Raw genomic sequence first — 11,318 nt, forward strand, 5'->3', positions numbered from 1 at the left:
AGAGGATGGAATGAAAGCCTACCAGCGCCAGTTTATTGAGTTTGCCCTTGAAAAGCAGGTTTTAAAGTTTGGTGAATTCACCCTGAAATCCGGCCGTAAGAGCCCGTATTTCTTTAATGCAGGTTTGTTTAATACCGGACGTGATTTAGCAAAACTGGGTCGTTTTTATGCCGCTGCATTAATGGATGCTGGGATTAATTACGATGTGCTATTTGGCCCTGCCTACAAGGGGATCCCGATTGCGACCACCACCGCGGTTGCGCTTGCCGATCATCATGATGTGGACACGCCTTACTGTTTTAACCGCAAAGAGGCAAAAGATCATGGCGAGGGCGGCCAGTTAGTGGGGAGTGCGCTCGTAGGTCGTGTGATGTTGGTGGATGATGTGATCACGGCAGGTACTGCTATTCGTGAATCTATGGCGCTGATCCAAGCGCAAGGTGCGCAACTGGCCGGTGTTTTGGTGGCGATTGACCGCCAAGAGCGGGGCCAAGGAGAGCTGTCTGCGATTCAAGAAGTGGAACGTGACTTTGCCTGCCGTGTTGTCTCTATCATTAGTTTGAGTGACTTAGTGACCTATCTAGAGCAAAGCGATGCTGACCCGGCGCAGCTGGCGGCGGTCAAAGCTTATCAAGCAGAGTATGGTATTTAACCTTTACTGGGCGCGCCACGGCGCGCCTGATTGCTTGCATGGCTTATTGCAGCTGACTGGTGAGCAATTGCCAGTACTGTTCAAAGTTGGCAGTAGGCAGTTGTTTGAAAGAGGAGCGCACATAACGGCACAAACTGCCTTCAACTTGGCCAATTAGCTGGCTAGCGAGCACCGCTTCATCGAGCGGAAAGCCTTTCCCTTCTCGCAAACGTCTTTCCCGCAGTACTTGCTTGAGTTGCGCTTCAACGCGCTCAAACAATTGGTTGATGCGACCTTGTAAGCGGTCTTGCTCGAACATCAACGCATGGCCTGTCATGATACGCGTCAGCCCCGGGTTGCGCTCACCAAATCCAAGCAGCAACTGCAGAATGAGCTTAAGACGCACTAAGGTGTCTTTCTCTTCATCAATAATCAGGTTGATGCGGGACAGTAATGAGTCCTCAATAAACTCAATTAAGCCCTCAAACATGCGTGCTTTGCTGGGAAAGTGGCGATAGAGTGCCGCCTCGGAAACGCCAACTTGGGCGGCCAATTTAGCGGTCGTAATGCGCTGGCTGCCTTGCGTGGATTCCAGCATTTGCGCGAGCGCTTGGAGGATCTCTTCGCGGCGGTTATTTTTTTTCGGGGCTGCCATTCATGCGATTCCTTTGTCTTTTATTCTCACGTTGGCGGGCGGTAAAGGAAGCATCAGGACGAGGTGCCACCAAGCGTGTTAGTCATGCCCTTTATCTTAGCGGCGAGGTGCCTGTATTAAAAGCAAAAAGCGTGGCCTTGGCGCACGCTTTTACACTTGATGTAACGGCGTTTTTTTGCGTTACGCGTTGGTATCCGCCTTGTGATAACGGGTGGCGATGTGCGTCATTACAGCGCGCGCCAAGTGGGCTTTCTCTGTTAACGGTAGTGCGAGATCACCGTTCGGCCAGAAAAGGTGTAAGGCGTTGTGATCGCTATTAAACCCTTGGTCTGAAAGCGAGACATCGTTAGCACAAATCATGTCGAGCCCTTTACGTGCCAGTTTGTCGCGTGCATAGGTCTCGATATCCTGTGTTTCTGCCGCAAAACCAACGGTAAAAGGTCGTGTATCCGACAGCGCAGCTACCGAGGCGATAATGTCAGGGTTTTTCACCATGGTGACTGTCATGGCATCTTTATCGGCTTGTTTTTTCAGCTTTTGCTCGGCAACGGTTTGGGGACGATAATCCGCCACGGCTGCACAGCCGATAAAAATGTCTTGTGAGGCAATGCTGGCATGGACGGCTTCATACATTTGTTGTGCACTGGTCACATCAACACGGTGCACGCCGGTGGGCGTTGGCAGTGCGACTGGCCCACTGACTAGGGTGACCGTGGCACCCAGTGCTCGGGCGGCTTCTGCGAGCGCATAGCCCATTTTTCCCGAACTATGGTTGGAAAGATAGCGCACCGGGTCGAGTGCTTCTCGGGTTGGCCCGGCGGTGATCATGATGTGCTTGCCAGCCAGAGGTGTGGGACCGGCCCAGTGCTCACATTCTGCCACTAACGCCATCGGCTCTAGCATGCGCCCCGGGCCGACATCGCCACAGGCTTGTGCGCCACTGTCGGGCCCCCAAATCAGGCAACCGCGCGCGCCCAAGGCGGCGATATTGGCTTGCGTGACAGCTGCACGGTACATCTGTTGATTCATTGCGGGTGCAATCGCAATCGGCGCATCGGTGGCGAGACACACCGTGGTGAGCAGGTCATTGCCCATGCCGGCATGGACGCGTGCAATTAAGTCAGCGGTCGCGGGGGCGAGCAAGACTAAATCTGCCCACTTGGCTAATTCAATGTGGCCCATCGACGCTTCAGCAGCGGGGTCAAGCAAGCTATCTGATACCGGGTGACCGGAAACGGCTTGCATGGTCAGCGGGGTGATGAATTCTTTTGCTGCGCGAGTCATCACCACCTTGACCGTCGCCCCACGTTCAATCAGACGTCGAGTGAGGTCGGCACATTTATACGCGGCAATGCCGCCGCCCATACCGAGCAGTATACGTTTTCCTGCCAGCGTCTGGGCTGGCTGTTGTGAAGAACTGGCCATAATGCGTGATATCGTTGTCAGTGAATGGCGCAACCATACCATAATCCTTAGCGTAAAAATCTTGTTCAAGCGCATGAATCCTCGCACGGTGTGAGCCAGGTTGGCTGTGATATGGGCTGATGTCTGCTGAAAAGCACACGCAACGGGGAATAAAAATAGGCGACTGTAACGCAACCTTGCCATGATGCGCTTGTATCAAGGCGGCGTCCTATCCCTACTATCGGCTTTGTCGTAGCCGACGACTGGCTCAGCAAAGGGAGAACGATCATGAGCTTAAAAACCATGCCGCAAGATTGCCGCCCACGAGAGCGTTTGCTGAGTAGAGGGGCACAGAGCTTGTCTGATGCCGAGTTACTGGCGATTTTTTTGCGAACTGGGGTGACGGGGATGAGTGCGGTTGAACTGGCCGACTACCTATTAAATGACTTTGGCTCGCTGCGTGCGCTGATGGGGGCTGACCAAGCTGCGTTTTGTCAGCATAAAGGGCTAGGAAGCGCGAAATATGCCCAGCTTCAGGCGGTATTGGAGCTTAGCCGCCGTTATTTAAAAGAAACGTTAAGTAAAACCGATGCTCTGACTAGCCCTGATCATACCCGCCGTTATTTGTCGACGTTGCTTCGAGACCGGCCCCGCGAAGCGTTTTATGTGTTATTTCTCGACAATCAACACCGTGTCATTGCCGATGAGCAACTTTTTGAGGGTACCCATAATGCGGCGAGTGTGTATCCGCGTGAAATTGTGCGCCGCGCACTCGAATTGCATGCGTCGGCGCTTATATTGGCCCACAATCACCCTTCGGGTGTGGCAGAGCCGAGTCAGGCCGACCGCCAAATCACCGAAAGAATTGTTCAAGCGTTGGGATTAGTCGACATTCGTGTGCTTGATCATCTGGTGGTTGGGGACGGAGAAGTGGTATCCTTCGCCGAACGAGGTTGGTTGTTATCCCTTTGAGGATCGCCTTTGGCGAAAAAAACGATCAAAAAGAGCGCAAAAGGATCTGCTCGGGACTTGAGCAATGTGAATTCAGTTAGTATAATGCGCCACCTTTGATAGCCTTGACCTTGAGCCTGACCTTGAATTTGCAGGACTGGCGGACAAGGTTGATATCGAGCTGAAACGATTTTGGAGAGACTTTCATGTCACGAGTATGCCAAGTAACTGGCAAGCGTCCTGTAGTTGGTAACAACCGCTCTCACGCTAATAACGCCACCAAGCGTCGTTTTCTGCCGAACCTGCAAACTCATCGTTTCTGGGTAGAAAGCGAAAAACGCTTCGTTAAACTGCGTCTATCTACTAAAGGTATGCGCATCATCGACAAAAAAGGTATCGATTCTGTACTAGCAGAAATGCGTGCCCGCGGTGAGAAAGTATAAGAGGACTTAGAGAATGGCTAAAGGCATTCGCGAGAAGATTCGTCTAGTATCCTCTGCTGGTACTGGTCACTTCTACACCACAGATAAGAACAAACGTAACATGCCAAGCAAGTTCGAGATCAAAAAATTTGATCCCGTAGTTCGCAAGCACGTTATGTATAAAGAAGCCAAAATCAAGTAATTGGTTGAAAGTTTCGAGAAAGACCCAGCCTAGGCTGGGTTTTTTTATATCTATTTTTCCTCGCTGGGCCATCCGGTCGCTTAGCTATCAACGCCAGCCTCATTTGTGTATATACTGCTGATTAACAAAGTCGGGTATCCAGTGGCGGTGTCTCATGAAGCTAAAACGAAAAACGTGGAACAACATCCTCATTTTTTCCGTGGTGATCTTTTTCGGTTTGATGCTATTGCCTGACTACCTGCGCCACCAACGCCACGCCCGAGATATGCCTGACGGTGTGATTGCCTTGGTGACGTCGCGCAGTGAGGTGCTCGCGCTGCGCTTCTCTCACTTAACCTTGACGCGTACGCTCGATGGTTGGCAAACCGATAAGCCGTTATTGATTAGCCCCACGGAGCTCGCTCAGCGTTGGCTGGGACTGAAAGGGACACAAGTGAATGACGCCACCTTGCAATCGCTGCGGCCGCAACTAACCGCACCGCGGACGCTTGAGCTACTGCGTAGTCCTGATCAAGAACCTATCCGTATTACCTATTATCAGCAGCCGCAATTTTGGTTAATGCAAAATGAGCAAGGCCAATGGCTGGCGGTGTCTGTTGATAGCCGTTACCTTTTTCCGTTGACTAAGTCGTAAGTAAAAGTCCTTATCATGCCTGAATTACCTGAAGTTGAAGTCAGTCGCATGGGGATCACTCCCTATGTTGAAGGTCAGACCGTCACCCAAATTATTGTTCGCCAACCACAGCTGCGCTGGCTGGTGCCTGATGAATTGCAATTGCTCCAAGGCCAAGTGATCCGCCGGATAACACGTCGTGCCAAATATTTGTTGCTCGAGTGCGATCTGGGGACGGCGCTTGTGCATCTTGGGATGTCGGGCAGTTTACGGGTATTACCCGCCAGCTTAGCCCCAGAAAAGCATGACCATGTGGATGTCATCCTCAGCAACAATATGATGATCCGTTATCACGACCCAAGACGATTTGGCGCTTGGCTGTGGCAAGCGCAGGATACAATGCATCAAGTGCTGAGCAAGCTTGGCCCCGAGCCACTAAGTGACGCTTTTAACGCTGATTATTTACTGGCGCGTGCGAAGGGTAAAAAATTGGTGATGAAATCCTTCATTATGGATAACGCCGTGGTCGTTGGCGTGGGGAATATCTATGCCAATGAATCTCTTTTTTGTGCGGGGATCCACCCCAAACGCCCAGCAGGGAGCCTGACGCACTCAGAAGCAGCATGCCTTGTCGATGAGATAAAAACCGTGCTCGCGGCGGCGATTGCTCAAGGGGGCACGACCTTAAAAGACTTTACCAACGTGGATGGCAAAGCAGGCTATTTTTCTCAGGAGCTTCGGGTTTACGGCAAAGCCGGCGAACCTTGTCCGCAATGCGAGACGGTATTAGAGCGTGTGGTGATTGGGCAGCGGGCAACGGTATTCTGCCCGCATTGCCAGCCACTATGATGGCGTGTTGACGTGAAGCTTATTGCAAAGCGCGGTTAAGACATCAGGGTGCACAAACTCACTGGTGTCGCCGCCGTGCAGTGCCACTTCTTTGACCAAGGTTGATGAGATAAACGAGTACTCTTCGGATGGAGTGAGAAACACGCTTTCAAGCTCAGGCATCAAACGGCGATTCATGTTGGCCAGTTGGAACTCGTACTCGAAATCAGAGACAGCACGTAGACCACGTACCAAAATATTGGCTTGGTATTGCTTGGCAAAATTCACCAGTAGCCCAGAAAAACCGACCACAGAGACATTGGGCAAATGACTGGTCACCGCTTGGGTTAAGGCGACGCGTTCGTCCAGATCAAACAGGGGTTTTTTACTGGGGCTTGCGGCAATGCCGACGATGACCTCATCGAACATGCTTGCAGCGCGTTCAACCAAATCAAGATGGCCATTAGTGATGGGGTCAAACGTGCCCGGGTAAATCACACGGGTCAGTTGTTTCTTGGTCACAGGGTTGTCCTTTTGATGTGTTATCTGGGCAGAGGTTATCAAATCATGCGTCGAGACGCATTGTTCTTCATTGTGGCGCGTCTGTGAATCTGAAAATAGGCGCGTTACACTGATAGGCGCTGCAGCGACCGCAAGATAGGAAAAACAGTGAGTATAGAAGTAGAACAGAGCGACAACGAATGTATTTGGTTTGACCCTGAGTTAGTGGAAGGGGATCCACGCCACTATTTCGATATTCACTATTGGCATCAGCAAGCAGCGGTGACGGGTTCAGCAAAAGGACGCGGCACGACCTTTTTTGTGCGTGGTCCTAAGATGGAGATGGCATTGCGCCATTATTATCGGGGCGGTTTGTTCGGTAAGCTGGTAAAAGATCAATACTGGTTCACCGGTTGGGAGACAACCCGTTGCGGGGCGGAGCTGACGTTACTCGCCTACTTGCGGGCGAAAAAGTTGCCAGTGCCTCGGCCGGTTGCGGCGCGCGCGGTCAAATCTGGGCGCACGTATCGGGCAGATATTCTGGTTGAAAAAGTGCCAGGCGCGCGTGATCTTGTAGCTATCCTCTGTGAACATGCACTATTGGCTCATGACTACCGAGCTATCGGACGACTCGTGCGACGGCTTCACGATGCCGGAGTTTGTCACACTGATCTCAATATTCACAACATTCTTCGCGATAAGAGAGGCAAGTTGTGGTTAATTGATTTCGACAAATGCCAGCAGCGTGACGGTGAGCAGTGGAAAGAAGACAACTTAGCGCGTTTGCATCGCTCGTTTAAAAAAGAGAAGGAAAAGCGTCAAATCCACTGGCAGCCCGAAGATTGGGCCGCCGTGCTAAAAGGCTATAACAAGATTCGCAAATAGGGGTTAGCGATTTAACCAAGGCGCCAGTGCTTGCAAGGTACGTTCGACTGCCCCTCGGTTTTGCTCAACAACCTGCAATCCCGCTTGTCCTGCTTGCGCGCCCAGGGGTGGGGACGAGAAAAAGGCACCGATCTTCGCGGCAATATCTCGGCTGTCATTACACACTTGCAAGGCGCCTGCTTCAATCAAGGTGTCACCAATCACTTGGAAATTGTAGTAGCTGGGTCCCGTTAACTGCGGCTTTGCGAGCGCGGCAGGCTCGAGCAAGTTATGCCCACCGACTTTAGGGCCGAGAAAGCTACCCGCCATGACAACCACGTTCGCAGCAGCCAGATATGTCATCATTTCTCCCATGGTATCCCCTAAATAGACTTGCGAGGAAAGGGCGATTGGCGCGTCACTTGTACGGCGCTGGACGCTGAGTCCGTGGGTGTGGATCTGCGCCTCTACGCCATCAAACCGCTCCGGATGACGGGGAACCAAGATTAACAAGGCATCGGGATAATCACGGAGCAAAGCGGCATGGGCGTCGAGCATGATGGCATCTTCTCCCTCATGCGTACTGGCGGCAACCCAGCATGGACGGGCACCAATGTCATCAATCAGTGATTGGCCCAGATGAGGATCCGTAGCTTTAATATCAAATTTGACGGAGCCGACCGTCGCGAGCTTATTGTCGGCAACACCCAATTCGGCAAAACGGGCCTTATCGCTGTCGTGCTGACATAAAATCACATCGATATTTTGGCTCATGGCACGAAATAGCGGTGCGATCCGTTTATAGCCGCGGCACGCTTTCTCGGACAAGCGCGCATTGATGACCACGATAGGCACACCGGCTTGATGGACGTTAGCGAGAGTGTTTGGCCACAGCTCGGTTTCCATAATCACACACAGGCGGGGATTGACTGCGCGCAAAAAACCACGGACAGCGACGTTAAAATCGACTGGCATATAGCGATGGATAATGCCTTCTATCTTTTCTGCCTGTTCGGCGCCGGTTGGGGTCGTGGTGGTGACGAGCAGAGGAATGGATGGGTAGGCCTGCTGCAACGCGGCAATCACGGGTTTCGCGGCGAGCACTTCGCCCACAGAAACCGCGTGCAGCCAAATCGGCTGCCCCTCAACAGCCGGCGTACGACCAAAGTGCTCACGCCATCGCGCACCGACGGCCGGTTTCCCGGGACGCTTTCGGTACAGGCCCACTAATAACAACGGGGCAATAAGAGTCAGGATAAAGGTGTATAGCCAGCGCAAAGGAAGCTCCTATCGACGATTTATTGCCATGATACCGATTTGTCCCTCATTTGTTGATAACCCACCATGGTATTTCATTCCGGAGCAGCTCACGTGTTGGGCGGGGAATCCACTATCTCCTCAAAAAACTATGCTAGAGTTGGCGTCATTTAAGGACGTTGTATAAAAAAGACATGGGTATCGCGAAAAAACTCAAAAAAATCATTAGAGAGCGAAAAGCGCGTCACCGTAATATGCGGGACATTGAAGGGATTATCGCCACACGCTTACGACAAGAGCAGCTGCATCAGCAAATGGTGGTTGGCGACCAGCCGCTAACCTCTGAAGCAGCGTACTTTGATAGTCCGCTAGTGGTGAGTTTGACGTCTTTTGCCGAGAAGGTCCATGAAGTCTATCTAGTGATTGAATCGCTTGCCCAGCAAACCTGTCGACCTAACCGCATTATTCTATGGCTGGACAAAGAGGAATATGACGACACGACGCTTCCTCTCTCATTGCAAAAGCAGTGTGAGCGAGGACTTGAAGTGAAGTTTTGCACCAACACTAAATCCTATAAGAAAATTATTCCCACGCTTGAGCTGCTGCCGGATGCTTATATTGTGACGGTCGATGACGATGTCTTGTATCCTCACAGTATGATTGAAGGTTTGATTCGCACATGTCGCCACCACCCAGGGTATATTTATGGTCATCGTGGCCATGAAATTAGCGTTAGTCACGACTCTATCCGTCCTTATAAGCGCTGGCGGTATTGCGCGCGCCCTGAGAAGCCGTCCCATCAACTGATGTTGACCGGATGTGAGGGCATCTTGTATCCCCCACACTCGCTCCATAAGGACGTTATGGATCAGACTTTATTTACAAAGCTCGCGCCCAGTGCGGATGACTTATGGTTAAAAGTCATGGCAATACGTCAAGGAAGCTTGTGCATGAAAGTGCCGTACAGTGATCCCTCGTTTGCGCTAAAACGGCATCGCTCGCTGGGACTGGCTCAGTTTAATATTCGGCAGGGTGGTAATGATAAGCAGCTGGCCGCCTTGCTTAGCCACTTCCCTGAGGCTAAGCAGGCGTTACTTGGTCAAGCCTGCGATGCCAAAACCTGACGGTAGAGGGTCTGATAAGTCAACGCGGTTTGACCGATATCGCAGGCCCTCGCTTGCTCAAGACTGCCAGCAATAAGGCGCTCTCGAAGCGATTCATCATTGGCAATATCTGCGATAGCGCTGGCGAGCTGGTCTGGGTTGCCTACTTCGATAAGTCGTCCTGATATATCATCTTTGATGATATCGGGGATCCCGCCGGCATTTGTACCTACCACAGGCAAGCCTGCAGCCATCGCTTCGAGGATCACAGAGCCCAGCCCTTCACTATACGAAGGATGAACCAGCAAATCGGCGGCCGCGAACCAGTTCCCCATTGCACTTTGTTTACCCATAAAGCTAATGTTGCCAAGGCCTTGTGCTTGTTTTTCGAGCTCAGCGCGCGCTTTACCATCGCCTAGTAAGCAGATGTGAATCTGAGGGGCGTGCTTTTCGAGCACCTTGGCGGCGCCAATTGTGACATCAAAGCCTTTATGGGCGTACATATTCGCGGCTTGAATGACCAGAAACTTATTAGCAAACTGCGCCTTAATTGCGTCGACGTCAGCGTCTGAAACCGGATACTGAACCGGAGAGCTAGGAATGGTTGCCACATTCGCTTGAGGGTGGCGCCGAGTTATCTGGCGGACAATCTCCGAACTGAGCCCGACCAACGTACTTGCACGTGTATAGGCAAGTTGAGATAGCCATTTACGCTTTAGGGGATTATCAATGCGTCGTGTGACGATATAGGGTACGCCATGTATCAAGCGCTGGAGCAGCGCCCAATAGATGGCTCGGCCTTCATGAACATGTACCACATCGCAGTCAGCGGTGATTGAGCGCTGATGCGAGTGAGTATAATGCTTACAAAGCACTAATTGGCACTGTTCAAGCGCGCGAATTTCATCAGCAAACGGGCTTTTGGGGTTAGCGACCACAGTGAGTTGATAACCCATTGCGAGCTGTTGTTTGATCAGTGTGAGTGTTTGTCGCTCACCGCCGCTAAACCCAGATGCAAGATTGACGTGGCAAATGTGCATGATCACCACACCTTATTGAAGTCTTCGTTTTCTAACACTTTTGGATCGCGTTGGAATTCGAGTAATTTGGCGTATTTTAGATAACTATTTACTGCAGAGCTGAGTGCGACTGTCATACCATCGACGCCACCCAAAAAGCCGCGTTGAAAAATATACTTACGAATAAAGGCGTTGAGGCCATGCACAAACGGAGAAAACGCATTGGCACGTTTGCCTTTTTGATACATTATTTTAGCTGCTCGTCCGCTGAAGTTACGTCCCGGTTTGGCGAAAAGCTGTCCGATATTATCAAAAGAGTAATGAATCAGGTCACAATCTAGCGGCTTAGGATTACTAGCTTGCACTGCGGCATGCTGTTTGACTTCGGCAAAGCGAGTTTTGGTTTTATCGTACAGACGAATACAGTAATCAGGGTACCAGCCACACTGTTTGATCCATCGGCTACCAATATGGTTACGGCGACGGAAGGCGAACGCATCATGAGGTGTATTGGCTAAATCGAGTGCTTGGATCTGTTTGACTGCTTCATTGGTTAAGCGTTCGTCCGCATCTATGCTCAGGATCCACTGGTTTTCAGTATGCGCCAATCCCACGTTTTTTTGGATGCCATCGCCAAGGTAAGGTTGGATAACGACGGTAGCGCCGAGCGCTTCGGCAATCGCCGTTGTCTTATCGGTGCTTTGTGAGTCAACAATCACGATGTCAGAACACACTTGCTGTAGCGACTCGATACAAGCTTTAATGTTTTTTTCTTCGTTGAGCGTAATAACGACGCCTGTGATCATGATGTTACCTTTAAACGTTCGTGAACTGTCCTCAACAGAGAGTGTATGAGGCCGATATCGAT

General features: G+C 51.3%; 14 protein-coding genes. 8 read left to right on the forward strand and 6 right to left on the reverse strand.

Going from position 1 to position 11,318, the window contains the following annotated elements:
• Window positions 1-10 precede the first annotated feature (10 nt).
• On the forward strand, window positions 11-652 hold the full coding sequence (pyrE, locus tag BZJ18_RS01505) for an orotate phosphoribosyltransferase (RefSeq protein WP_077455066.1): 642 nt from the start codon (window positions 11-13) through the stop codon (window positions 650-652).
• Window positions 653-695: 43 nt separating this feature from the next.
• On the opposite strand, the gene slmA is transcribed toward pyrE, so the two are convergent.
• A complete protein-coding gene (gene slmA / locus BZJ18_RS01510) occupies window positions 696-1,286 on the reverse strand; it encodes a nucleoid occlusion factor SlmA (protein ID WP_069590901.1) in 591 nt (196 codons plus the stop codon).
• Window positions 1,287-1,466: 180 nt separating this feature from the next.
• On the reverse strand, window positions 1,467-2,711 hold the full coding sequence (coaBC, locus tag BZJ18_RS01515; protein ID WP_108743100.1) for a bifunctional phosphopantothenoylcysteine decarboxylase/phosphopantothenate--cysteine ligase CoaBC: 1,245 nt from the start codon (window positions 2,709-2,711) through the stop codon (window positions 1,467-1,469).
• Window positions 2,712-2,978: 267 nt separating this feature from the next.
• Between coaBC and radC the strand changes: the two genes are divergently transcribed.
• The 5 genes from radC to mutM all read left to right on the forward strand — a co-directional run bounded on the left by radC (window position 2,979) and on the right by mutM (window position 5,727).
• Window positions 2,979-3,662, forward strand: a complete 684-nt coding sequence (gene radC, locus BZJ18_RS01520; protein WP_077455068.1) for a RadC family protein — start codon at window positions 2,979-2,981, stop codon at window positions 3,660-3,662.
• A 185-nt stretch (window positions 3,663-3,847) separates the two neighbouring features.
• On the forward strand, window positions 3,848-4,084 hold the full coding sequence (rpmB, locus tag BZJ18_RS01525; RefSeq protein WP_069590897.1) for a 50S ribosomal protein L28: 237 nt from the start codon (window positions 3,848-3,850) through the stop codon (window positions 4,082-4,084).
• A gap of 13 nt (window positions 4,085-4,097) precedes the next feature.
• Entirely contained in the window at window positions 4,098-4,265 is a 168-nt protein-coding gene (rpmG, locus tag BZJ18_RS01530; protein ID WP_069590895.1) for a 50S ribosomal protein L33, read from the forward strand.
• Window positions 4,266-4,419: 154 nt separating this feature from the next.
• A complete protein-coding gene (locus BZJ18_RS01535) occupies window positions 4,420-4,899 on the forward strand; it encodes a hypothetical protein (RefSeq protein ID WP_077455069.1) in 480 nt (159 codons plus the stop codon).
• 15 nt (window positions 4,900-4,914) lie between these two features.
• Window positions 4,915-5,727, forward strand: a complete 813-nt coding sequence (gene mutM, locus BZJ18_RS01540) for a bifunctional DNA-formamidopyrimidine glycosylase/DNA-(apurinic or apyrimidinic site) lyase (protein WP_077455070.1) — start codon at window positions 4,915-4,917, stop codon at window positions 5,725-5,727.
• Here the strand turns inward: mutM and coaD are convergent.
• On the reverse strand, window positions 5,722-6,228 hold the full coding sequence (coaD, locus tag BZJ18_RS01545) for a pantetheine-phosphate adenylyltransferase (RefSeq protein ID WP_077455071.1): 507 nt from the start codon (window positions 6,226-6,228) through the stop codon (window positions 5,722-5,724). The two genes, mutM and coaD, sit on opposite strands and share 6 nt — an antisense overlap.
• 153 nt (window positions 6,229-6,381) lie before the next feature.
• On the opposite strand from coaD, the gene BZJ18_RS01550 reads away from it, so the two are divergent.
• Window positions 6,382-7,092 (forward strand): 3-deoxy-D-manno-octulosonic acid kinase, encoded by a 711-nt coding sequence (locus BZJ18_RS01550; RefSeq protein WP_077455149.1) that lies wholly within the window; start codon window positions 6,382-6,384, stop codon window positions 7,090-7,092.
• A gap of 3 nt (window positions 7,093-7,095) precedes the next feature.
• Here BZJ18_RS01550 and waaA read toward each other — a convergent pair whose 3' ends face one another.
• A complete protein-coding gene (gene waaA, locus BZJ18_RS01555) occupies window positions 7,096-8,349 on the reverse strand; it encodes a lipid IV(A) 3-deoxy-D-manno-octulosonic acid transferase (RefSeq protein WP_077455072.1) in 1,254 nt (417 codons plus the stop codon).
• Window positions 8,350-8,522: 173 nt separating this feature from the next.
• Between waaA and BZJ18_RS01560 the strand changes: the two genes are divergently transcribed.
• On the forward strand, window positions 8,523-9,452 hold the full coding sequence (locus tag BZJ18_RS01560; protein ID WP_077455073.1) for a hypothetical protein: 930 nt from the start codon (window positions 8,523-8,525) through the stop codon (window positions 9,450-9,452).
• On the opposite strand, the gene BZJ18_RS01565 is transcribed toward BZJ18_RS01560, so the two are convergent.
• Complete coding sequence (locus BZJ18_RS01565; protein ID WP_077455074.1) at window positions 9,428-10,471, reverse strand: glycosyltransferase family 4 protein; 1,044 nt, start codon at window positions 10,469-10,471, stop codon at window positions 9,428-9,430. The genes BZJ18_RS01560 and BZJ18_RS01565 overlap by 25 nt on opposite strands.
• Window positions 10,472-10,473: 2 nt before the next feature.
• Complete coding sequence (locus BZJ18_RS01570) at window positions 10,474-11,256, reverse strand: glycosyltransferase family 2 protein (RefSeq protein WP_077455075.1); 783 nt, start codon at window positions 11,254-11,256, stop codon at window positions 10,474-10,476.
• Between the last annotated feature and the right edge of the window lie 62 nt (window positions 11,257-11,318).

The organism is Salinivibrio sp. IB872 (genome assembly GCF_001995345.1).
Taxonomy (GTDB): domain Bacteria; phylum Pseudomonadota; class Gammaproteobacteria; order Enterobacterales; family Vibrionaceae; genus Salinivibrio; species Salinivibrio proteolyticus.